Here is a 22,065-nt window from a genome sequence, read left to right on the forward strand (position 1 = left end):
TAACGCGGACGTAGCGCAGCTGGTAGCGCATCACCTTGCCAAGGTGAGGGTCGCGGGTTCGAATCCCGTCGTCCGCTCGGAGGGCTCAAGCCCCATGCGGTGGAGTGGCCGAGAGGCGAGGCAACGGCCTGCAAAGCCGTGTACACGGGTTCGAATCCCGTCTCCACCTCGCGCGATTAGCTCAGCGGGAGAGCGCTTCCCTGACACGGAAGAGGTCACTGGTTCAATCCCAGTATCGCGCACCATCGTGATCCGGAAGCCCTGCTTCTCTTCGGAGGAGCAGGGCTTCCGTCGTGTGCGGGTCAGGTCAGCGGCAGTTCGGCCATGGCGTCCGCCAGCTGACCCGCGGTGTCTCCGGCGGCCCAGACGTGCCCGTCCGGGCGCAGCAGCACGGCGGCCGCGGGCCAGGGCAGTTCGGTCTCGTACAGCTGGAGGTCCGCGCTCGCGGCCAGGTCCTTCATTGCCGGGCTGACTTCCTTGGCCAGCAGCACCGGGCGGCCCTCGCGCAGCAGGTGCAGCTGCTCGCGGGTGGCCGGGAAGCGCTGGCCCGCCAGCGGATGCGTGCCCGGGTAGCGCACGTCCAGCGCGGTCACCGTGTTGGCCAGCGCGGTCGCGACGCCGGGATGGGTGCGCAGGAGATCCGCCATGAAGCGGCGCAGGGACTGGCCTTCCTCGGTGGTGGCGGTGATCAGGGCGGTCTGGGCTTTGGTGTGTTCCCCCAGCGCCGCGCCGACGGGGTGGCGTTCCCGGTGGTAGGTGTCCAGCAGGGCCTCGTCCGCCCGGCCCTGCTGGACCGCGGCGAGCTTCCAGCCCAGGTTCATCGCGTCCTGCAGTCCCACGTTCAGCCCGACGCCGCCCGCCGGGAAATGCATGTGCGCGGCGTCTCCGGCCAGGAACACCCGGCCCTTCCGGTACTCCCCCGCGAGCCGGGTCGCGTTGCCGAAGCGGGACAGCCACACCGGCGAGTGCGGGCCGAAGTCGGTGCCCGCGATGAGTTTCGCTGTCTGCCGCAGGGAATCCAGGGTCGGCGCGATGTCCGCAGCGGCGTACCCGGTGACGCGGTAGCGCCCGCCGGGCATCGGGGCGACGAGCAGCGCGCCGTGTTCGTTGTGCCACATGCCCGGTCGTTCCGGCGGGTCGGTCAGCTCGACGTCACCGAGGAAGCCGAAGACAGTCGAGTCGGTGCCGGGGAAGGCGATGCCCGCCGCGTGGCGCACGGTGCTGCCCGCGCCGTCCGCCCCGACCACGTGGTCCGCGGTGATCTCGTACTCGCCGTCCGGCCCGTTGACTCGCAGCGTCACGCCCTCGTCGTCCTGGCTCAGCCCGGAAACCTGGTGCCCGCGCCGGATCACCGCCCCGAGGGCCAGGGCGTGCTGTTCGAGCAGTTCCTCGGTGCGCACCTGCGGATGCGCGAGCAGGAACGGGAACGGCGTGTCCAGCTCCCGGAAGTCGAGACGCGCGGGCAGCATGCCGAAGTGCCCGTCCGGTACGGGAATCCCGCCGTCGAGGAAGGCCTGTTCCCTCCCCCGCATCGCCAGCACCTCGACCGTGCGCGGGTGGATCGCCAGCGCCTTCGAATGCGGGCTGCGCCGCGCGGCCCGTTCCAGGACCAGCGGCCGCCCGCCGCCGAGTGCCAGCTCAGCCGCCGTCCACAGCCCGACCGGGCCGGCGCCGACGACGATGGTGTCGTGTGCGTTCACAGTAATCGCTCTCCGATACATACTGGTAGTGCGGTTGCACTCGGATGAGAGGTAATGAAGATGGCGCGACAAATTAGCGGCCCGTGCCAGGAATGGCCGGAGGACAGCGCCTTCGTCCGGGAGGTGCTCGACCGCATTGGCGACAAGTGGACGGTGCTGACGATCAGCACGCTGAGCGCCGGTTCGCTGCGCTATTCCGACTTGCAGGCGAGCATCGTGGGGATTTCCCAGCGGATGCTGACCCAGACGCTGAAGCACCTCGAACGCGACGGCCTGCTCACGCGGACCGCGTACGCCGAGGTCCCGCCGCGAGTGGAGTACGCGCTGACGGACCTGGGCCGGTCATTGATCGACGCGGTGCGGGCGATGGCCGATTGGGCCGTCGCCCATAACGGCGAGATCGCGGGCAACCGGGCCGCCAGCGAACGGACCGGAGTGGGCCGGGCGAAGGCTCGCGCGTCGGCGGGCTGAGACACGTCCTTCGCTTCGCTCATGCCACTCGCTCCAGCAACTGGGCGTAGGCGGCGACTTTCCGCGCGCCCGGGGCGGCCACCCGGCGGTCGAGGACGACGAACGGAACGCCGGTCACGCCCAACTCCGTACCTTCGCGACGGTCGGCGCGCACCCGGTCGGCGTATTCGTCGCTCGCCAGGATTTCGCGTACTCGCCGCCCGTCCAGCCCGGACGACTCCGCGACGCCTGTCAGCGCGTCCGGGTCGAAGGGGTTGAGGGTTCCCGCGAAGAAACCGTCCTGCACGGCGGAGAAAAACTCGAACCCGCGGTCCTGATCGTTGGCGTACTGCACCACGCGGTGCAGATCGAACGTGTTGGCATTCAAGCGGTCCGGAGAGTACTCGAGCCCCTCTTCGCGAGCCATGGCTTGCATCTGGCGTTCCGCCCGGAGGACGTGGGCGGCCGTGCCGCCGTGGGTCCGGACGAAGCTCTCCGCGTTCCCTTCCGGCTCGCGCGGCGCTTCCGGGTCCAGTTCGAAGGACCGCGGCACGATCTTGAACCGTTCCGCGTCCGGGCGCTGCGCGATCGCGGCCCGGAGCCGGTGCTTTCCGAGGTAGCACCAAGGGCAGCCCAGGTCGGCCCACATCTCGATGACGACTTGCGACCCCTCGGGTCTTGCGGCCATCTCCCTCACCTCACTAGTAGTGCGTAACCCCATCATGGGTGAGTATTGGAGGGCTTACAAAAGGCACTTTCCTGTGCGTTACAGCGGAAACAGGGTCGACCCGAGCGGACGGCGCTCGTCGAAGCCGGGGAGGATCAGGAAGGTTCCGCTCGCGGTGGTGGTCGTGAACGGCAGCAGCGCGTCCGCGGTCTCCATGCTTGCCAGGGTGGCGGTGAACGTGTGCAGATCGTTCTGGAAGCTCACGAACAGCAGGCCGGGAGCGGGCGTGTCCATGCTGTAGCTGCGGCGCAGCATCAGCCCGGCCCCGACGACGTTCGCGTGCGCGCGGCGGATGTGCGCGCTGGCGGGGACGAGGTAGCGGCCGTCCGGGGTTTTCGCGCCCAGGTCCGGGCCGTCCGCGATCACGCCGCCGGACAGCGGGATCCCGGTGTCGCGGCGGCGGCCGAAGACGGCTTCCTGCGCGGCGACCGGCAATGCGGCGAAGCGGGCGACGTCCAGCGTCATCCGCCTTACGACGGCGATCGTGCCACCCGCCACTGGGGCCGGGCCGGGGAGCCATAGATCCCGTTGCTGCTCGGCGGGAGTGTGCGGGCCGATGATGCCGTCGACGAAGCCCAGCAGATTCCGCGGCGCGGTGAGTCCGTCTGACACGGGGAGATGCGGTCCGCGTCCGCCGGACTGGCGCCAGCGCTCGCGTATTCCGGGCTGAGCCAATAGTGCGGCCGCGGCGATCGGTGGGACGAGCGGGTCGCTCGCGCAGAGTTGCAGGAGAAGATCTCCGCCGCGGTCGGCCGGTGCGATGGTTTCGTGGGCGGCCGGTGGGAGGTCTTTCGCGCCGGGCAACTGCGGGTCCAGGGTCTGGACCAGCCGGGGCCCGACTCCGACCGTCACGGTCAGGTCTCCCGGAGGCAAGCCCAGCAGACGGTCGTCGGTGCCCGCGGTCAAGGTCATGATGCGACGGCCCAATTCGGCCAGGACGAAGCCTGGGGCGACGGAAACGTCTGCGACGACGACCAAAAGCTGCGATTGCGGTTGTTGCGGCAGGGTGATCCCGGCTTGGTGGACGCCGGTGGGCGGGACCGGGGCGGGCTTCGTCTCCTGGGACGCCGCGTGACAGCCAGCGACGAGACCGGCGGCCGCGGCCGCCCCGAGAAAAGCGCGGCGGGAAGGGCGGCGCTCAGCGGAATTCACGACGGGCAGCGTGACAGATTCCGGCGCCGCAGGCGAATTCGGCTCGCGGTCGCCTCCGCAGCCGTCCGTGAGGGGAACCCTCACGGACTTCCGGAGCACCGCACCCAACCAAGCGCCCGGCCGACAATCACCCCAACGGATTCCAGCCCGCGTGCCAGACTAGGCGCATGCGTTTTCCCGCCATGGTGGCGATCCTGGGGCTGTCCGCCGCACTGGTCAGCGGTTGCGGTTCTTCCTCCGCCGAGGGGCACCGGCCGGACGGAGCGGGCGTGACGATCCGCGTCCCGGCCGACGCGCCGACCATCTCCGCGGCCGTTTCCCTTGCCCAGTCCGGGGATCTGGTGCTCGTCGCGCCTGGCGAGTACCACGAGACGGTGAAGCTCGCGACGCCGCGGGTCACGCTGCGCGGCGAAGTGCGGGAGCAGGTGGTCATCGACGGGCAGCTGAAGCGGGACAACGGGGTCGTTGTGTCCGCACCGGGGGTCGCCGTGGGGAACCTGACTGTCCGGAACCACACGCAGAACGGCGTGCTCGTCACGGGTTCGGTGAAGGCCGCGGCGGGGCTGCCGGGGCGCGGCGGCGGGTACGACACCGGCGACGAGCCGATCCGGTTCCTCAGTTCGTACCTGGTCTCGCACGTGACCGCCACCCGCAATGGGCTCTACGGAATCTATGCGTTTTCCGCACAGAACGGCGTGATCGAGCAGTCGTACACCTCCGGTGGCGCGGATTCCGGGATCTACGTCGGGCAATGCAAACCGTGCCGGACGGTGGTGCGCGGCAACGTCGCGGAACTCAACGCGGTCGGCTACGAGGGCACGAACGCCAGCGGCGAGATGTACGTCGCCGGCAACCGGTTCAGCGGGAACCGGGTCGGGCTCACCACCAACTCCGACCATCAGGAGAAGCTGCTGCCGCAGCAGGATTCCGTCATCGCCGGCAATCTGGTCGCGGCCAACGGGCAGGCGGCGACGCCGGAGCAGGCCGACGGCGGCTGGGGCATCGGGATCGGCATCGACGGCGGCAGCGGCAACCAGGTGCTGCGCAACCGGATCTCCGGGAACCCGAACGCCGGGCTCGTGCTCACCGCGACCCAGGACGTGCCACCGAAGGGCAACCAGATCGTCGGCGACGTCTTCGCGGCGAACGGCGTCGACGTCGGCTGGACTTTCCCCGGCGCGACGAAGGGCAGCGGAAACTGTCTTGATTCCGGGGCGCAGCACACGATTCCGGAGGAATTGACGACGAGCGCCGCTTGTCCCGCGACCGCGGCCGCCTCGCCCTCGGGTGCGTGGACGAGGGCGAAACCGCCTGCGGGGATTCCGTTCAGCGAGGTCGCGGCACCTCCGCCGCAGCCCCAGTTCCCGAACGCGCGCACGGCCGGGCCCACGGTCGTCCCGGCGGTGCCGGCGTTTCCGGACGTCGCGAAGATCCAGGTACCGGCGGCGTCATTGCTGGCGGACCGGGCGTCGGTCGCCGTTTCCTGAGGAATACGTCAGCGGACGGGCGGCACCGCGATGTATTCGTGCGTGTCGAAGGTAATGACGACCGGATTCTTTTCTCCCGGAACCGACGCCTGCACCCGGTGCATCAGGCCGTCCGCGTCGAGCCAGTACCGGACGAATTCCGCGCTGCCGGGGCGGTCCCGGGAATCCGGGCCGACGAAAACGTCGACCGGATGCCCGTTCACCTGATCGGCCGCTACCCATTCGGCGCCGTTCTGCGGCAGCAATTGCGCGTTGTCCGGCCGGTCGCTCCCGAGCCCGAGCAGAATCGCCAATGCCCGGTCCAGCGCGCCCGCCGCCGGATCGAGCGGACGGCCGAACCAGCCGTCGCCCGGCGGGTGTGCGGGCGGCAGAGCGGGGACGGCGGGCAGCGGGCGCAGTTCGACCCGCCGGTCGGTCCACCGGATCAGACCATTGCCGGAGTCGTTGCGTCCCTTGCCTTTCACCACTCCGTAACCGGTCTTGGCGCGGTAATCGGCCGAACCGGTGATCACGAGTTCGCCGGCCGCGCCGGGCACGCTGATCGTCACCGCGCGGCCGCGCGCCTGGTAATTGCGGAATCGCGCGATCGCGAGACGGCTCGCCTCGTCCTCGGTGACCGGGCGCGGGCCGGAATCGGCGGAACCGGCGGCGGAGTACCAGACAATTGCCGCGCCGAGGGCGACTGTCACTGCCGCCGCGACAGCGATCCAGCGGCGCGCGATCCGTTGGGCAAGCACAGCGAGTCACCGTAGCAGGGTTTTCGATTCACCCGTTCCGTTTATCCGGATGCCGTATCCGGCAAGTCCGTTTTCTGGTTCACTGTTACAGCTTTGCGGCACGCCGCGCGAATATTCCGCGCAGAGAACGGAGATCCGCAGTCATGAACCGAGGTGGCAGAAGAACGAGCGGCAGATCCAGGCTGGCCCGGGTGGCCGCCGTCGCGTTTTTGCTGGGCGGCAGCGCGATGACGGTCACCGGCACGGCCGGGGCCGCCGAGGACGGGACATTGACCGTTCAGGTGCTCCGGGATTTCTTCGGCACCGGCATCGTCAACGCCACGATGGACACGCCGCAGCCGGGTATGTCCGTGCTGGTCACGGACTCCGCCGGGCACCAGGTGCGCGGCCGGACGGACGCGTCGGGCAAGGTCGTGGTGGATCCGGCCGCTCCGCTCGCCGGCGGACAGTATCGCGTCGACGTCTCCGTTCCGGAACCGTATCGCGCGTATTTGCGGGCCGCGCCCGCGTCGACGGAGAAAAACCACTTCGACAGTTTCACGACATTCGTGGATCTGCGGGAGGGCAAGGACGTCTCGGTGGTCACCGGGGTCTGGAATCCGGCGGACCACACCCCGCCGGACGCCCGTTATTACGTGCCGGTGCAAAGCCCTGCGGTGAACAGCGACGGCAGCGCGCCCGATCCGAACAGCCGCGCGCTGGTCGCGTTCGACCGCACGTTCCGCGGCACCTGCCCCGCCGACTCGGAGTGCCCGAGCGCGCTGAACACCCAGGCACAAGTCGGCACCACGTGGGGATTGGCGTACGACAAACACCGCGGCCGCATTTTCCAGTCGGCGTTCGCGAAACGGTTCACCGTCTACGGCCCCGAAGGCGGCGGCGCGATTTACACGACCCCGCTCGGCGGCGGCGCGCCCGCGCTGTTCGCGAAGGTGCCGGACACCACGGTCACCGAGCACGGCGCCGTCGACATGCGCAAGGACGAGCATTTCGTCGACGTGCCCGGAAAGGAAAGCCTCGGCGGGATCGCGCTCACCGAGGACGGCAAAACGCTGTACGCGGTGAACCTCCGCAACCGGAGCCTGGTCAGCTTCGACGCCACCGGGGCCGCCGCGAAGCCGGACCAGACGGTGCCCATCCCCTCGCCGGATTGCGTGACGCCCGGCGACTGGCGGCCGTTCGCGGTCGCCGCGCACGACGCGAAGCTGTACGTCGGCGGCGTCTGCTCGGCGGAAAGCACGAAGCGGCGCGAGGATCTGAAAGCCGTGGTCTACACCTATGCCGACGGGAAGTTCACGCCGGTGCTCGAGCACGGCCTCGACTTCCGGCGCGGCTACGTCATCACCGTGCCGGACCCGGACGACACCATGGATCATTGGAATCCCTGGGACACCTCGTTCTCTTCGTGGGACAAGTTCACCAGGAAGGGCCCGGGAATCAACCCGCAGCCGGAACTGGCGAGCCTGGCCTTCGCCCGCGACGGCTCGATGATCCTCGGCTTCCGCGACCGGTTCATGGACGTCTTCGGCTCCGGCATCGACCCGAGGCCGGGCCGTACCGGCGTCGCGACCGGCATGTCCGGCGGCGACATCACCATGGCGTGCGCGGCTCCCGGCGGCGGTTACGACTGGGAAGGCACCGGCGTCTGCCCGAACCACGGCAAGCCCGAGACGAACGGCCACGAAACGGCCGGAGTCGTCGAGTACTTCCCCGGCGACTTCTACGATCCGAACCGGTCCGGCAACGGTGTCCACCAGGAGTCCGCGCAGGGCTCCGTCGCCTACATCCCGCAGCAGCCGTGGGTGATCAGCACCCAGATGGACCCGGCGCAGCACGTCAGCTCCGACGGCGTCGGCTACTACGACGTCAGCACCGGAATCGGGCCGGGGCAGGACAATCCGAAGCACGGATACGCGTTCGTGGGCCCGGTCAACAGCTTCGGCAAGGCAGGCGGGCTCGGCGACATCGCCTACCAGGCGGCGAACGCGCCGATCCAGATCGGCAACCTGGTGTGGTTCGACGGCGACCACAACGGCATCCAGGACCCGAACCGCACCGACGAGGTCCCGCTCGCCGAGGCGACAGTGAACCTGCTCGACCCGGACGGCAAGAAGGTCGCCACCACGCGCACCGACAAGGCGGGCGAGTACTACTTCGGCGGCGTCGGCGCGGAGTACCAGCTGAAGCCGGGCGAGAAGTACACCGTGCAGTTCGACGTCTGCACCGCGGCGACGGACAACGTCCCCGGGACGCCGCCCGCCACCGATCTCCGGTTCACGCTCCCGGTCGCCGGTCCGGACCGGGCGCACGACTCGAACGTCGAACCGCCCAAGACCGGCCGACTCTGCAACGGCTACGCGCCGGTGACCGCTCCGGCCCAGGCGGGCGGGGTCGACCACACCATCGACGCCGGCGTCTACCTTCCGCTGCCGCCGGGCCCGCCCACGACGTCCGCTCCCCCGCCGACGAGCCCGAACCCGATTCCCCCGGCGGCCCATCCGCCCGCCCCGGGCGCGACCGACACCGATTCGCTGGCCTCGACCGGCACCCCGCTGCTGCCGATGCTCCTGATCCTCGCCGGAGCCCTGCTCGCCGGCGGCACAGCCTTCCTCGTGGCGAGCCGGAGAAGGCGATTCACGAAGCAGTGACAGCGGCCGAGGTCCGCACGGCCTGTGCGGACCTCGGTCACTGCCGCGCCACCCAGTCCGCGAGATCGGCGACGACCACCGGGTCCACGTGCTGCGGCGCCCGATAACTGTCCGGAGTGGACGGACCAGCACCGGGGAAGAACAGATGGTCGTCCGCCGGGTAGACGCGGACCTCGGCGTCCGGCAGCCCGTCCCGCCACCGGGCGAGGTCGTGCTCGACGGTGACCTGGTAGTCCCGGCCGCCCTGCAGCAGCAGCATCGGGACGTCCAGCGCCGCGGCGGTCCCGACGGCGTCGTACTCGCGCAGCTCCAGCCAATACGACCCGGGATAGCCGAACAGCAAGCCCTCCCCGGCGCCGATCGCGACAACGCCGGATCGGCAACCGCCTCGGCCTGCCGGGTGATCGGCTCCACGAGCGCCTCGACCTTGGCGTCCGCGGCGGCGAGATGCCGCACTACGCGCACGGCAGCCCGGTGCATCGGCTCGGCGTCCGCTGCGAGAAGAACCAGCCCCGCGACCGACGGCTCGGCAGCCGCCACCAACGGCGCCACCTTCCCGCCCATGCTGTGCCCGGCCACGAACACCCGCGCGACACTGTCCTGCGCCTGCAGAAGACGGACCGCCGCCACGGCATGCGGCACGTACTCCGCCGACATCGTGAAGCCAGGCGCGGCGGCCAGCTCGGGATGGGCGTACGTCACTTTGTCAAACCGCAGTACCGCTACGCCTCGGGAAGCCAGGCCCCACGCGAGATCCTTGAGCGGCTTGTTCGGCCCGGCCGTCTCGTCGCGGTCGAAGATTCCGCCGCCGCTGAGCAGAACCACGCCCGGCCACGGCCCCTCCCCGCGCGGCAGGGTCAGCGTTCCCGGCACCGGATGGGGTTCAGCGGAAAGCACGACGTCCTGTTCGGCGAACGCTGATTCGTCCACATAGGACGGTTTGGTCCACACCTCGGCGGAGGCGAGCCGAAGGCCCGCGACGATTCCCGCCGAATCCACCCCCAGCACCACCAGGAATCCGCCCTCGGCGCACATGACCGGGACCTGAACCCGCGTCAGCCCAGGCCCGGCGGGCTCGGCGACCGGTTCGCCCAGCGCGGTCACCGGGCCGTGCTCGCCAATCTGCGCGGCCCACGCGGCTTCCAGCGCCGGACCGGGCACCGCCGCCCGCAACTCCGGCGAGAACCGCGTCGCGATCTCGTCGAACCGCCCGTCCCGCGCCCCCTCGACGACAGCCACCGCCAACTCGTTCGGCCTCATGTCCCCCCACCTTTCTCATGTTATGCGAACGGTAGCACTCTATGAGAACATTGGGGAGTGGACGTGTTGACTCTGCTAGGACATCCGGTACGGCTGCGGATCGTGCACGCGCTGCGCGGCGACCGGACGCTCACCACCGCGCAGCTCGGCGCGCTGCTCCCGGACGTCTCCAAGGCGACGGTCTACCGGCACGTCGACCTTCTCGCCGACGGCGGGATCCTCGAAGTGGCCGACGAGCAACGCGTGCGCGGCGCGGTCGAGCGCACTTACCGGCTGCGCAAGGAACGCGCGTCCCTCGACCAGGACGCGATAGCCCAGCTGACCCCGGACGACCACCGGCGCGGATTCGCCGCCGCGACCGCCGCGCTGGTCGCCGAGTTCGACGCCTACCTCAGCCGGGACCACGCGAACCCGGTCGAGGATCTGGTCGGCTACCGGCAGCACGCCGTCTGGCTGGACCGCGACGAACTGCTCGCGATGATCGAGGGCATGCGGAAAGCCATCGCGCCGATGCTCGCCAACCCGCCCGCGCCGGGACGCACGCGGTACCTGCTCAGCCCGATCCTCTTCCCCAGCGAAGACTGAAAACCCCCGCCCAGCCGAAGCCGGACGGGGGTTTCCGCGCGTGTTTCTCAGGCCAGCGCGCGCAGCCGCGGCAGCACGTCCTCGGCGAACTGGCCGAGGTAGCGCTCCTGGTCGTGGCCGGGGCCGTGGAAGACCAGGTGGTTCAGCCCCGCGTCGAGGTACGGCTTGATCTGCGCGACCGCCTCGTCCGGATCCGACGCCACGATCCACCGCTTCGCGACCTGCTCGATCGGCAGCTCGTCGGCCAGCCGCTCCATCTCCTCCGCCGAGGACACGGTGTGCTTCTGCTCCGCGCTCAGCGACAGCGGGGCCCAGAACCGGGTGTTGGCCAGCGCCTTCTCCGGATCCCGGTCGTAGGACATCTTGATCTCGATCATCCGGTCCACACCGGACGCATCGCGCTCAGCCGCGGCCGCGCCGTCCGCCATCGCCGGCATCAGCTTCTCGGTGTACAGCTCCATGCCCTTGCCGGACGTGCAGATCATCCCGTCGCCCGCGCGGCCCGCGTACTTCGCCACGACCGGTCCGCCCGCCGCGATGTACACCGGCACCGGACGCTCCGGCCGGTCGTAGATCTTCGCGTTGACCAGCTGGTAGTAGTCGCCCTCGAAGTCGACGTTGTCCTTGGTCCACAGCTCGCGCATCAGCCGCACCGACTCGCGCAGCCGCGCGAACCGCTCCTTGAACTCCGGCCATTCCCGGCCCGACACCGCGATCTCGTTCAACGCCTCGCCGGTGCCCGCGCCGAGGATCACGCGATCGCCCGACAGCAATGCCATCGTCGCGAACGCCTGCGCGATCACCGCCGGGTTGTACCGGAACGTCGGCGTCAGCACGCTGGTCCCGATCAGCACGCGGCTGGTCCGCTCGGCCACCGCCGGCATCCACGCCAGCGCCCACGGCGCGTGCCCGCCCTCGTGCCGCCACGGCAGGAAATGGTCCGACACCCACACCGAGTCCAGCCCCAGCTCCTCGGCCCGCACCGCGAACTCCACCAGCTCGCGAGGCCCGAACTGTTCCGCCGACGCCTTGTACCCGACCTTCAGCTCCACGATCGCCCTTCCCCGTCCGCATGTGCCACGCAGGTTTCCGTGGCACCGTCAACCGTACCCGGATGGGCCTTGCGGAGACGGGTGTGCCGTCGATCACTAACGGGCTAGTACGTCGCGTTCGTCAAGGCGAGCCCGGCGGCCTGGCAGCCCGGCCCCTTGCCCCCGCTGCCGGACCACGAACGCGAGTACTGGTCGAAGTCGTTGCGGGAGTGCGCATAGGCCGAATCCGCTTGCCTGGCCAGGAAATCCCGATACGGCGCGTCCGGCGTCGCGGCGTCCAGTTCGGACAGACCGCGGACGAGCCCGGCTTTGAAGTACGACCCGTCGTCGGTGCAGCTGCTGCCCTCGCCGGGGTCGTGGACGATGCCGTCGGAACCGGTGAAGTACGACCCGGTCCGCGTCGTCGAGTCGGCGACCGAGCGGGCGATGCCGAGCAGGCCCTGGTCGCCGGTCACCTTGGACAGCGCGGTGAGGCCGGAGACGAACACGCCCTGGTTGTAGGTGTAGCGCTGGCCGACCGCCGCGCAGCTGGTGCCGTCGACGCCGTCCACCACCAGGCCGTCCGATCCGATGAGTCCCTTGCCGCGGAACCACTCCCAGCCCTGCTGCGCCCGTGTCCGGTAGGTCGCGTCGCCGGTGCGGTCCGCGATGGCGGCGTTGACCTGGATGTACAGGCTGTTGGAGATGGACGCCTTGTACGTCAGGCCTTCCTTCCAGCGGAGACCGCCGCCGCAGTCGCCGGTCCAGAAGGTCTGCATGTGGTCGGCGTCGGCCTTCGCGGTGGCGAGGTAGCGCTGCTGGCCGGTGCGGTCGTAGGCGTCGAGCCACGCCATCGCCCACCAGCCGGTGTCGTCGGAGAACTCATTGCGGAACTGGCCGCGGCCCGCGTTGACGTTCTTGTCGTACGTCGTGGCCATCGCGTAGTCGTAGCTGGCCATCCGGCTGACCGAGGCGTTGCGGATCACCGCAGCCAGCGACACCGCGGTCCCCCAGCCGCCGCCGTCGCGGAAGTAGCCGGTGTCGTTGTCGTAGAGCGCCATCATCGCGGTCGCCGCCGCTTGCGCGCGGTTCGCCGCGTTCCACCGAGTGCGAGCCCAAGGCGTGCAAGCGATCCGGCCGGTGTCGACCGCGCTGCCGCACGCGCGCAGGGCGCCGACGCCGCGGTTGTTCCAGTCGTCGTTGTTGTACATCTGGGTGCGCCAGCCGCCGACCCCGGACGGCGCGGTGGTGCGGCCGAGCTGCGCGCCGCCGTCCCAGGTCGCGCCGCCGTCGAACGACCGGTCGAGCCACACCTGGTCGCCCGGACGCGAATGGTCGATGACCGCCCAGCCCATCGGGTCGCCGTCGGCGAAGTGCAGCTGAAGGACCCGGCTGTCGAACGGCGCGGTGACCGCGATCCGGTCGCTGGACGCCTGATCGGCGGCGCGGTCGTCGCAGTATTTGTTGCACACCACGAGGTTCGCGGCCGGCTGGGGTGCCTTCGCGTGGATCGGCACCAGCGCCGACATCGTTGTCAGGACCGCCGTGAGAATGACCCGCACCGCTGCCTCCTCGGATCCCCGCCCTGCCCTCGGAACGAAGATCCCCGCGCGGCGCGGTGCGGGTCAACGAATGACAAAGACCTGGCGCGCGAATACGCCGGATGCGCCGGGTTACTCCGCCGTCAGGTCCGGGAGGTCGTCGAACTCCACGACCTGGCGGACCTCGACCTCGATCTCGTCGAACAGGTCCGCGTACTGCCGCGCGTACTCGACCGCCTGGGCCCGGTCCGCGGCGTTGACCAGCGCGAACCCGCCGATCACCTCCTTGGCCTCGGTGAACGGCCCGTCCGTGGCGGTCGGGGTCGCACCGCGCGGCTTGCGGACGATCGCGCCCTTCGCCGACGGGTGCACGCCCTCGGCGGTGATCAGGATGCCGCGTTCGGTCCAGTCCTGGATGAAGGCGCCCATTTTCTCCATGAACTCGGGGCTGGGGTTCCAGGCCTCGGGGGCGCTTTCGTCAAGCCGGTGCATCATCAGGAAACGCATGTGACCGCTCCTCGGGTTGGGGCTGGTTGCTGATCCCAGCCCGTCACATCCTCGTCGAACGGCCCCGAGCGGAATCGACACGGCCTCAACAACGATGCGAGGGCGACTTCCGCGGCCGGGCCACCCACGCGGCGACACCCGCGGCAACCATCACGGACGTGACGGCGACGCCCGCGATCGGACTGTCCATCAGCACGAGCCCGGCGAGGAACGCCGTCCCGGCCAGGAGAAGCAACGCCATCCGGATGGTCGGTGCCCAGGTGACGACGAAATCCGCGGCGCGCGAGGCCCAGGGTTCGCGGGTGTCGGGCTTGCGGTGCCGGCCGTGCTCGCGGCGGGCGAGCACCCGGTGCGCGGAGGCGAGCATCTCGTCCCGGGTGGCGACCCGGCGGGGCGGACGGGTGAAGAGATCCCAGTCGACGACTACGCGGACCCGGGTGGGGTGTTCGGGGTCGGGGTGGACGGAGTCCGGGGGTTCGGGATCTGCCGGGCGGCTCGGGTCGGGTTCCGCCGCGACGGCTGGGCGGGGCGGGTCAGCCGACGCGGCCACGTCGGCGAAGCGGCTTAGATCGGCTGAGTCCGCCACGTCGGCCGGGCGGCTCAAGCCAGTCGAGCCCGCCGAGCGGCTCGGGCCAGCGGACTCCGCCGCCTCCGCTGGGCAGCTCGAGTCGGCCGATTCCGCCTCGTCGGTTGTGCCGGGTTTCGCCGCGTTGCTGACGGCTTCGGCAGTCGAGGCGGCTGTGGTCGCCGCGGCAGCCGTGCCAGTCGCGGCCACGGCCGAGCGCGGCTCGGCTTCGCCGAGGTCAACCACGCGCGCCGCTCCGGACGGCTGGGCGGTCTCGCGCTCCGGACCGTCTTCGCGGCGGCCCGGACGGCCGCACTGATGCGCCCGGACCAGCACCGCGCTCTCCTGGGGGTCGGGCAGTGCGCCGGTCTGGCGCGGCTGCCCGGTGTGGCGCGACTGGTCGGCGAGGCAGGGAACCACCGTCATGAGGTCGTCGTCCCTTTCCCTTCCGGCCGGCGGACCGGCTCCGACAGCTGTCCGGCTCCCGGCTGTCGTGCGGCGCGGGCCCCGGATGCGCTCATCCTGGCGAAGACGGTGCGTTACCGGCCAGTTCTACTGGCAGTGTCGCGGCGAACGGTCCCCCAGCGTCGCCCAGCGGTTCGAGTGACGGCTTTCGCTACTCTTCGCGGTCACCGATTCGGGCCCCTCAAGCCGCGGCCGCGACGTCTTGTCCAGACCTCTTGACACGTCCGCGAACAGCGGCGAACCGGTCCTGACACGGGAATATGCACGTTCATTCGCACATCCTTGACACGGGAGGACCTCGGCCCGCGACAGGAGGCCAGAGCGCGGTGATACACAGAGTGTTACACCCGGGCAGATTATTGAGCAGTCAACCGTCACCCACATGAGTGATACGGAGCGTGATCACCGGGCGGAGCCGACGGTCGGCGAGAGCGCCCGGACGGACGCATCCGTTCGGGGCACCGCGCACGGACGGGTGCATTCCCGGAAATCCGCCGATCCTTGCCGTCCCGGCCGGCCCGCGGCTAGGTTGAAAAGGCAAGCCTTACCTAACTGAATCGGGACCACCATGCCGACCCTCCCCCAGCGCCGCACGCCCGAGAGCAGACGGCTGCTCCGGACCTCCGTTCTCCGCGCCGAACGGACCTCCCCGCATTTCGTGACCCTCACTGTCGGCGGCGAGGACCTCGAAGACTTCGTGCCGCTCGGGTTCGATCAATGGTGCCGCCTGTTCTTCCCGCGCGAGGGCCAGCCGGGGCTGCGGCTTCCCACCGCGTCGAGCAACCGCTGGCTCGCCCAGCACATGCTCATGAGCGCCGCGTCGCGGCCGTGGGTGCGGAACTACACGATCCGGGCGAGCAGGCCCGGGGAGGTTGACATCGAGTTCGCGGTCCACGGCGACGGCGGGCCCGCGTCGCGGTTCGCGGAGAACGCGCGGCCTGGCGACGAGGTCGGGATTCTCGACGAGGGCATCACTTTCCTGCCGCCGGAGGGCGTGCGGCAGCTGCTGCTCGCCGACGAGAGCGCGATTCCCGCGGCGTTGGCGATCCTCGAATCGTCGCCGGCGGATCTGCGGGCCACCGTGTTGCTGGAGGTCGGGGCGCGGGACGACGTCCGGAAGGTCGACGCGCCGCTCGGGGCCGACGTCCAGTGGCTGGTCCGCGAGGACGATCGGCTGCCGGGGCGGCTCGCGCTCGACGTCCTCGCCCAGCTCGATCTTTCCGATCCGCCCGGCTACACGTGGGTCGCGGGCGAGAGCGGGCTCGCGACCGGCGCGCGGCGGTTTCTCACGCGGGAGCGCGGGGTGCCGAAGCAGGCGATCGCGTTCCAGGGGTACTGGAAGCACGGGCGCGCTTCGCTGGGATGAGCCGTCAGAACAAGCGTCCGGCGTCGTGTGCTGGCGGCTCTTCGAGCTGCAGCAGGAACCGTTTCCGGTCGACGCCGCCCGCGTAGCCGGTCAGGCCGCCGCTGCTGCCGACCACGCGGTGGCACGGCACGACGATGCTCAGCGGGTTCCAGCCGTTGGCGTTGCCGACTGCTTGCGCGGCGCCGGGTTCGCCCAGTTCGACGGCCAGGTCGCGGTAGGTGCGCGTCTCGCCGTAGGGGATGCGGGTCAGCAGCTGCCACACGCGCCGTTCGAACTCGGAGCCGCGCAGGTCCAGTTCGAGGTCGAAGGTCTGCCGCTGGCCGGTGAAGTACTCGTCGAGCTGGCGGGTCGCGTCGGCGAATCCGTCGTCGGTGCGCGGGCCAGAAGTCCGGGAAGCGCGGGGTCCGGCTGTGGCCGTCGAAGTAGACGGCGACCAGCGCGCTGCCGTCGGCGACCAGGGTGAGGTCGCCGACCGGCGAGGCGGCGACGGTGTGCCGGAAAGCCATCTGTCCTCCGTGATCGGTGCCACGGAACGGTATCCGGCCGGGCCGCGCGTGAGAGCATCGCCGTCCATGGACGACGGTTTCGCCGACATCCCGACCACGACGCTCGCCGACCTGCTCGGCCGCGGCCAGGTGCTCGATTTTCGCGTACGCCCGTTGTGGGGCCCGGTGCCGCGGATCGCCGGGCCCGCGTACCCGGTGCGCTGCCCGCCGGGCGACAACCTGATGCTGCACGCGGCGATCCACCGCGCACCCGCCGGAGCGGTGGTCGTGGCGGAGTCCGGCGACGTCGACTACGCGCTGGCCGGCGGCAACGTCTGCGCGACCGCCCAGCGACGCGGCATCGCGGGCTTCGTTCTGGACGGCGTGATCCGCGACCTGGCGGAGGTCCGCGAGGCACGGTTCCCGGTGTTCGCGCGCGGCGTGATTCCCATTCCTGGCACAGAAGTCCGCGGTGACGCCGCTGGGCGAGCCCGCTCGATGCGGCGGAGTGACGGTGCACGCCGGGGACATCGTGGTGGCGGACGAGGAGGGCGTGGTCGTGGTGCCCGCGGCCGACGCCCCGCAGGTGCTGGCCGACGCGCGGGCGAAGCTGGCCAAGGAGGAGGCGCAGACGCTCGGCGAGTGGGCGGAAGCGCACCGGGCCCGCGTGGACGCGGCGCTGGCGGCGGGCGGGTTCACCGGCTGAGGCTTCCCCAGGTCAGCGGGCGGTTACTCCGGCTCGACCGTCCACAACGGACCCGCGGCCGCCAGTTCCGGCCCTGGTTCCGATTCGGGCGGCAGGGGTTCGGGGTCGGGCAGCGGACGCTCCGGAGCCGGCGACTCCGGGTCGGGCTCCAGCGGGCCGGGCGTGACCGGCTCGGGCGGGGCGGGCGGCGCGGTCGAGCGGGGACGAAGCATCGAGGACTCCTTTCCGTCCTTGATGGGCTACCGCAGACCGGCGGCGGCGAAACATCCGCCCCCGTGCGCGCGAGGTCGGCTAGGGTCAGAAGGCGGAGCCGACGACCGAGAAGAGGCGAGACGATGAGCGCGGACAAGCCCGGCGAGCAGCAGCCGCTCGACGCGGAGATCGTGGAGAGCCCCGGCACGCCGCCCGCCGCTCTGCCCGAACCCGACTACAGCGAGGGCGGCGCGCCGTCGTTCGACTTCGTGCGGGACCGGATCGAGAAGCGGTACAACACCTCCGTCGGCGCGCAGGAACTCGCCGGGATCGGCGGTCCGGAGGATCTGCAGTCGCTGGACAAGAAGATCGCCGACCGCAAGGAGGCGGCGAAGGACAAGCTGGCCGAGATCCGGCGGTCGATGGGCAAGGAGTAGCGAAGGCGGGAACGGCCATCGTCAGGGGACGAGTCGCCGGGCACGCTCCCGCGCTACAGCCCGGTGCGCACGCCGTCACCAGGCACCTCCCGCGCTGAGAGCACCCGTCGTTCCCGCCAGGGCCGCTGAGTCCACAATGGACTCCCAAGGTCGATTTTCCGTGGCCTCCCCGACGCCCGTTCTGGTTGAATCGCCCGTATGGCAACCACCGTGCGCATTCCCGGCCTGGTGCTCACCGAGCACGAGTTCTCCGTTCCCCTCGACCATTCCCGTCCCAGAAGGCGCGAAGATCACCGTCTTCGCTCGGGAGGTCGCCGATCCGGACGGGCTCGACCGGCCGTTTCTCGTGTACCTCCAAGGCGGGCCCGGGCACGAAGCGCCGCGGCCGTCGAGCGGGGCGCCGAGCTGGTTGCCGCGGGCGTTGCGGGAGTACCGGGTGCTGATGCTCGACCAGCGCGGCACGGGGCGGTCCACGCCGGTGGGCACGTTGCCGGGCACGCCGGCCGAGCAGGCCGAGTACCTCACCCACTTCCGGGCCGACTCGATTGTCCGCGACGCGGAGTTCGTGCGACAGCAGCTGGGTGTCGAGAAGTGGAGCGTGCTCGGGCAGTCGTTCGGCGGATTCTGCACGCTCGCGTATCTTTCCCACGCGCCCGAAGGCCTGGCCGAGGCCTTCTTCACCGGCGGGCTGCCGCCGATCGCGCGGCATCCGGACGAGGTCTACACCGCCACGTTCGCCAACCTGATCGAGCGCAACCGCCGGTACTACCTGCGTTATCCGGGCGATCGCGCGCGGGTCGAGGCGCTGCTGCCGATGCTCGACGACGGGGCCGTCGTCCTGCCCGACGGCAGTCCGCTCACCGCGCGGCTGTTCCAGCAGCTCGGGTACCTCCTCGGTGCCAGCGGCGGCGAAGAAGCGCTGCACTACCTGATCGAACGCGACCCGAAGTCCCCTGCCTTCGCCCACGACGTCGCCAGCTCGCTGCCGTTCAGCGCGCGCAATCCGCTGTACTCGGTGATCCACGAGTCGTCCTACTCCGACGGGTTCGCCACCCGCTGGTCCGCCGAACGCGTGCTGCCGGACGAGTTCCGCACTGACCGGACGCTGTTCACCGGCGAGCACGTGTTCCCCTGGCTCTTCGACGACTTCCACGGTCTCCGGCCGATGAAGGAGACCGCCGAGCTGCTCGCCGCGCACGAGTGGCCGCGGCTGTACGACGCCGATGCGCTGCGCGAGTGCACGGTCCCGGCGGCGGCCGCGATCTACGCCAACGACATGTACGTCGAGCGGGTGTTTTCCGAGGAGACCGCCCGGCTGATCCCGACGCTGCGGCCGTGGATCACCAGCGAGTACGAGCACAACGGCCTGCGCGCGTCCGGCGATCACGTGCTCGGGCGGTTGATCGACCTCGTGCGGGGCCGCGTCTGACGTGCCGTGAAGGACTCCTTGCGGGAATCTGATTCCCTCAAGGAGTCCTTCACGGACGGGCGAGGATCACGGCGCGGGCGGCCAAGTGCAGGGCCAGGCGCTCGTCGGGGCGGGACAGGTCGACGTGCAGCAGCTGCTCGATCCGGCTGACCCGCGCGGCGACCGTGTTCCGGTGGATCCCCAGCACGGTCGCGGTTTCCGCGAGCGAGGACTCGGCGTCGAGGTAGGCGGCGAGGGTGCGGATCAGGTCTCCGGGCACGTCGGCCAGCGGGGCGAGCAGTGCGCGGGCGGCGGGTTCGAACGTGTCCGTCCGGGTCCATTCCAGCAGCAGCTGGGCCATTCCCAGCTGGTCGACGTGCAGGAAGTGCCCGGTCTCCGGGCGGGTCGCGGCTAGGCGGGCGGCGTCGGTGGCTTCGGCGACGGTCGCGGTGAGGCCGTCGGCGTGCGGGCGGCCGACGCCCAGGTGCGCGTCCAGGGTCCGGCGCAGGCTGCGGTGCACGGCGCGCAGCCGCGCGGACAGGGCGCGCACCCGTTCCGCGGTCGGTTCCTGGTCGAAGGTGACCCAGCCGGTCCAGCCCTCGCCGTGTTCGACGGTGACGGCCTCGATCGACTCGGCCCGCAAGGCGCGGACTACTTCCTGCGTGCGCGCGACGGTGTCGACGTCCGCGGGCACGCCGATGCGCAGGCCGACGTGCCAGCCGCCGAGTCGCCAGCCCGCGTCGGCGGCGCGGCGGCGCAGGTCAGCGCCCGGTTCGGTGTCTTGGCGCAGCAGGTCGCCGAGCAGCGCGGACCGCGAACGGGCGTCGCGTTCCAGCTCCAGGCGGTGGGCCAGCAGCCAGCGCTGCAGCGCGCCAGCGGCGACGGCAAGGGTCGCGGCGACGACGTCCGCGCGCGGAGCCTTCGTGCCGGTCAGCTCGGCGGCCAGCCACACCGACGCGGCGGGATGCGCGAGCAGCACGCCGTCCGGGAGCACCACCCGTTGCGGGACCGGCTCATGGACGCGTACGCGAGCGGCCTCGGCGAGTTCGCCGGCGAGCACCTCGCCACGGTCGTCGAGGACGGCGACGGGTGCGTCCAGCAGCCGGCGCAACACGGTCACGATCTCTTCCGGCGGACGCAACCGCTCACCTAGCGCGCGATGAGCGGCCAGCACTGCTTCAGCCCGGTCGACGTCCGGGGCGGCCAAAGCGAGGCGGGCGTCCACGAGCAGATCGAGCGGGTCGGCGGACGTGACCAGCAGCGGCACCGAGAGGCGTTCGGCCAGAAGCCGGGAAGCGGCAAGCGGTTCCGCGCCGGGAAGCAGGACTCCGGCGGCGTGGGTGTCCGCGCATCGGCGCAGGAGGGCGTCGATCTGCCAGTCCGAGCCCAGCGGCCGGACGAGCACCACGAGTTCGCCCGGGGCGGGCGTGCCGGAGGCGTCCAGCGCGGCTTTGACCGTCCGCAATGGACGGTCCAAACCGGACTCGCCGGAGCACACCCGCACCGGACCGGCCCACGAGGGCAGCGCGAGCAGCTGTCGGAGAATCACTGTGCCACCACCGGATCGCAGTCGATCCCGTACGCGCGCGGCTCCAGCAGCGGGCGGCGGCGCGGGTCGGTCCAGAACGGGGAGGCGGCGAGGCACACGACGTCGACCTCCACCCCGGCGCGGATCGTGTCGCACTGCAGCGGGACACCGGTGCGGCGGTCGAGCACCGACAATACGTCCGGAGTGGACGCCACCGGCAGCCCGTCCCGCAACGCCAGCAGGTACTCGTTCTCCATTTCCAGCCGCAGCAACGCGCCGTCGCGGTGGTCGGTCAGCGTCGCCGAGCCGCGGCCGAAGCCGGGGTGCCCGTGCTGGCCGGGGCCGATGTGCCGGGACACCTCCAGCACCCGGCCGCGGGCGAGAACCCGGCCGTCGAGTGCGGTTTCCAGCGTCGCGAGATCCGGGCTCTCCCCCGCCGCGAGCACGCGGGAGCCGAGGGCGAGCGCCTCGCTGGTCGTGCCGGGCACGGTGTGCCCGGCCAGTTCCCCGGCCGGGATCGGGGCCAGCGCGATCGCGGCCCAGCCGCCGGAGCTGGACAGGAAGGCGCGGACCCCGTTCTCGACCACGGCGTCGGCCGCGGCGGCCAGCACCACGACCCGGCCGCCGGGTTCGGCCATCGCCGCCGGGGCGACGCCGCGGCCGGTCGCGGCGACGGAGAACTGGTCGAGCCGCGGCAGCCCGCGCCCGGACAGGTCCGCGTCCACATAGGACAGCCCCAGTTCCTCGGCGACCACCAGCGGCAGCAGGCCGTTGAGCCCGCCGATCTCGATCGTCATCAGCGCCTGCGCGCGCTGCCCGGTCCAGCGTTCGATCGCGGCGATCGCCGAGGCGAATTCGTCGCCGCTGGGCAGCTTCTCGGCGAACGCGGCGGTCGCGCCGACGATCCCGGCCGGCACCACCAGGGTGTCCGGCGGCAGATCGGCGATCCGGTGCACGACGGGTTCGCGGCCGGATTCGGTCAGCCGCCGCAGCAGCACCGCCGCGGTGACGGTGTCCCCGCCCCCGCCGGACCCGAGCAGCGCGACCCCGCGTTCGAGGGCGGGCACGTCCGCGGCGGTGATGCGCAT

21 protein-coding genes, 3 tRNA genes and 2 pseudogenes are annotated in these 22,065 nt (G+C 71.0%); 12 read left to right on the forward strand and 14 right to left on the reverse strand.

What is annotated here, in order from left to right:
* The first annotated feature begins 4 nt into the window (after positions 1-4).
* The 3 genes from RPX00_RS40775 (at position 5) to RPX00_RS40785 (ending at position 245) form a co-directional block, all read left to right on the forward strand.
* A tRNA-Gly gene (locus RPX00_RS40775) sits at positions 5-77 on the forward strand.
* Between the two features lie 21 nt (positions 78-98).
* Positions 99-169 (forward strand) — tRNA-Cys (locus RPX00_RS40780).
* 1 nt (position 170) lies between these two features.
* Positions 171-245, forward strand: a tRNA-Val gene (locus RPX00_RS40785).
* Positions 246-302: 57 nt separating this feature from the next.
* Here RPX00_RS40785 and RPX00_RS40790 read toward each other — a convergent pair.
* Positions 303-1,700: an FAD-dependent monooxygenase gene (locus RPX00_RS40790; RefSeq protein WP_406633716.1), complete on the reverse strand. Its 1,398-nt coding sequence runs from the start codon at positions 1,698-1,700 to the stop codon at positions 303-305.
* Between the two features lie 60 nt (positions 1,701-1,760).
* Here RPX00_RS40790 and RPX00_RS40795 point away from each other — a divergent pair, with 60 nt between their 5' ends.
* Positions 1,761-2,171: a winged helix-turn-helix transcriptional regulator gene (locus tag RPX00_RS40795; protein ID WP_406633718.1), complete on the forward strand. Its 411-nt coding sequence runs from the start codon at positions 1,761-1,763 to the stop codon at positions 2,169-2,171.
* Between the two features lie 19 nt (positions 2,172-2,190).
* On the opposite strand, the gene RPX00_RS40800 is transcribed toward RPX00_RS40795, so the two are convergent.
* Positions 2,191-2,838: a DsbA family oxidoreductase gene (locus RPX00_RS40800; protein WP_406633720.1), complete on the reverse strand. Its 648-nt coding sequence runs from the start codon at positions 2,836-2,838 to the stop codon at positions 2,191-2,193.
* A gap of 78 nt (positions 2,839-2,916) precedes the next feature.
* Positions 2,917-4,029, reverse strand: coding sequence for a Dyp-type peroxidase (locus RPX00_RS40805; RefSeq protein ID WP_406633722.1), 1,113 nt, complete (start codon positions 4,027-4,029; stop codon positions 2,917-2,919).
* Positions 4,030-4,196: 167 nt separating this feature from the next.
* Between RPX00_RS40805 and RPX00_RS40810 the strand changes: the two genes are divergently transcribed.
* A complete protein-coding gene (locus RPX00_RS40810) occupies positions 4,197-5,516 on the forward strand; it encodes a nitrous oxide reductase family maturation protein NosD (protein WP_406633724.1) in 1,320 nt (439 codons plus the stop codon).
* Between the two features lie 8 nt (positions 5,517-5,524).
* Here RPX00_RS40810 and RPX00_RS40815 read toward each other — a convergent pair whose 3' ends face one another.
* The gene (locus tag RPX00_RS40815) at positions 5,525-6,253 is read right to left on the reverse strand and encodes a hypothetical protein (RefSeq protein WP_406633726.1); all 729 of its coding nucleotides are present in this window, start codon (positions 6,251-6,253) and stop codon (positions 5,525-5,527) included.
* A gap of 191 nt (positions 6,254-6,444) precedes the next feature.
* On the opposite strand from RPX00_RS40815, the gene RPX00_RS40820 reads away from it, so the two are divergent.
* The gene (locus tag RPX00_RS40820; protein WP_406633728.1) at positions 6,445-8,901 is read left to right on the forward strand and encodes an SdrD B-like domain-containing protein; all 2,457 of its coding nucleotides are present in this window, start codon (positions 6,445-6,447) and stop codon (positions 8,899-8,901) included.
* Between the two features lie 37 nt (positions 8,902-8,938).
* Here the strand turns inward: RPX00_RS40820 and RPX00_RS40825 are convergent, their stop codons facing one another.
* On the reverse strand, positions 8,939-9,244 hold the full coding sequence (locus RPX00_RS40825) for a hypothetical protein (protein ID WP_406633730.1): 306 nt from the start codon (positions 9,242-9,244) through the stop codon (positions 8,939-8,941).
* 167 nt (positions 9,245-9,411) lie between these two features.
* A pseudogene (locus RPX00_RS40830) lies at positions 9,412-10,161 on the reverse strand (hypothetical protein); the annotation flags it as partial.
* Between the two features lie 57 nt (positions 10,162-10,218).
* Here RPX00_RS40830 and RPX00_RS40835 point away from each other — a divergent pair.
* Positions 10,219-10,746 carry a helix-turn-helix domain-containing protein gene (locus RPX00_RS40835; RefSeq protein ID WP_406633732.1) on the forward strand — a complete coding sequence of 176 codons (528 nt, stop codon included), beginning with the start codon at positions 10,219-10,221 and terminating at the stop codon, positions 10,744-10,746.
* Between the two features lie 47 nt (positions 10,747-10,793).
* On the opposite strand, the gene fgd is transcribed toward RPX00_RS40835, so the two are convergent.
* The 4 genes from fgd to RPX00_RS40855 all read right to left on the reverse strand — a co-directional run bounded on the left by fgd (position 10,794) and on the right by RPX00_RS40855 (position 14,816).
* Positions 10,794-11,798, reverse strand: a complete 1,005-nt coding sequence (gene fgd / locus RPX00_RS40840) for a glucose-6-phosphate dehydrogenase (coenzyme-F420) (protein WP_406633734.1) — start codon at positions 11,796-11,798, stop codon at positions 10,794-10,796.
* A 104-nt stretch (positions 11,799-11,902) separates the two neighbouring features.
* Complete coding sequence (locus RPX00_RS40845) at positions 11,903-13,339, reverse strand: glycoside hydrolase family 76 protein (protein ID WP_406633736.1); 1,437 nt, start codon at positions 13,337-13,339, stop codon at positions 11,903-11,905.
* A gap of 111 nt (positions 13,340-13,450) precedes the next feature.
* The gene (locus tag RPX00_RS40850) at positions 13,451-13,825 is read right to left on the reverse strand and encodes a YciI family protein (protein WP_406633738.1); all 375 of its coding nucleotides are present in this window, start codon (positions 13,823-13,825) and stop codon (positions 13,451-13,453) included.
* A gap of 85 nt (positions 13,826-13,910) precedes the next feature.
* Entirely contained in the window at positions 13,911-14,816 is a 906-nt protein-coding gene (locus tag RPX00_RS40855; protein WP_406633740.1) for a hypothetical protein, read from the reverse strand.
* 607 nt (positions 14,817-15,423) lie between these two features.
* On the opposite strand from RPX00_RS40855, the gene RPX00_RS40860 reads away from it, so the two are divergent.
* A complete protein-coding gene (locus RPX00_RS40860) occupies positions 15,424-16,221 on the forward strand; it encodes a siderophore-interacting protein (RefSeq protein WP_406633742.1) in 798 nt (265 codons plus the stop codon).
* A gap of 4 nt (positions 16,222-16,225) precedes the next feature.
* Here RPX00_RS40860 and RPX00_RS40865 read toward each other — a convergent pair whose 3' ends face one another.
* On the reverse strand, positions 16,226-16,750 hold the full coding sequence (locus RPX00_RS40865; protein ID WP_406633744.1) for a methylated-DNA--[protein]-cysteine S-methyltransferase: 525 nt from the start codon (positions 16,748-16,750) through the stop codon (positions 16,226-16,228).
* Positions 16,751-16,793: 43 nt separating this feature from the next.
* Here RPX00_RS40865 and RPX00_RS40870 point away from each other — a divergent pair.
* Together RPX00_RS40870 and RPX00_RS40875 are read left to right on the forward strand one after the other, a co-directional pair.
* Positions 16,794-17,108: pseudogene (locus RPX00_RS40870) on the forward strand (RraA family protein); the annotation flags it as partial.
* 70 nt (positions 17,109-17,178) lie between these two features.
* Positions 17,179-17,412 carry a hypothetical protein gene (locus RPX00_RS40875; RefSeq protein WP_406633746.1) on the forward strand — a complete coding sequence of 78 codons (234 nt, stop codon included), beginning with the start codon at positions 17,179-17,181 and terminating at the stop codon, positions 17,410-17,412.
* Between the two features lie 23 nt (positions 17,413-17,435).
* Here the strand turns inward: RPX00_RS40875 and RPX00_RS40880 are convergent, their stop codons facing one another.
* On the reverse strand, positions 17,436-17,624 hold the full coding sequence (locus tag RPX00_RS40880) for a hypothetical protein (protein WP_406633748.1): 189 nt from the start codon (positions 17,622-17,624) through the stop codon (positions 17,436-17,438).
* 123 nt (positions 17,625-17,747) lie between these two features.
* Here RPX00_RS40880 and RPX00_RS40885 point away from each other — a divergent pair, with 123 nt between their 5' ends.
* Together RPX00_RS40885 and RPX00_RS40890 are read left to right on the forward strand one after the other, a co-directional pair.
* A complete protein-coding gene (locus tag RPX00_RS40885) occupies positions 17,748-18,041 on the forward strand; it encodes a hypothetical protein (RefSeq protein ID WP_378305584.1) in 294 nt (97 codons plus the stop codon).
* A 160-nt stretch (positions 18,042-18,201) separates the two neighbouring features.
* A complete protein-coding gene (locus tag RPX00_RS40890) occupies positions 18,202-19,470 on the forward strand; it encodes an alpha/beta fold hydrolase (protein ID WP_406633750.1) in 1,269 nt (422 codons plus the stop codon).
* 49 nt (positions 19,471-19,519) lie between these two features.
* Here the strand turns inward: RPX00_RS40890 and RPX00_RS40895 are convergent, their stop codons facing one another.
* Both RPX00_RS40895 and RPX00_RS40900 read right to left on the reverse strand, forming a co-directional pair.
* Positions 19,520-20,998, reverse strand: a complete 1,479-nt coding sequence (locus RPX00_RS40895) for a PucR family transcriptional regulator (protein WP_406633752.1) — start codon at positions 20,996-20,998, stop codon at positions 19,520-19,522.
* Complete coding sequence (locus RPX00_RS40900; RefSeq protein WP_406633754.1) at positions 20,995-22,065, reverse strand: DUF917 domain-containing protein; 1,071 nt, start codon at positions 22,063-22,065, stop codon at positions 20,995-20,997. The genes RPX00_RS40895 and RPX00_RS40900 overlap by 4 nt, the downstream gene beginning before the upstream one ends.

It is taken from the genome of Amycolatopsis sp. WGS_07 (assembly GCF_045278895.1).
Classification (GTDB): Bacteria; Actinomycetota; Actinomycetes; order Mycobacteriales; family Pseudonocardiaceae; genus Amycolatopsis.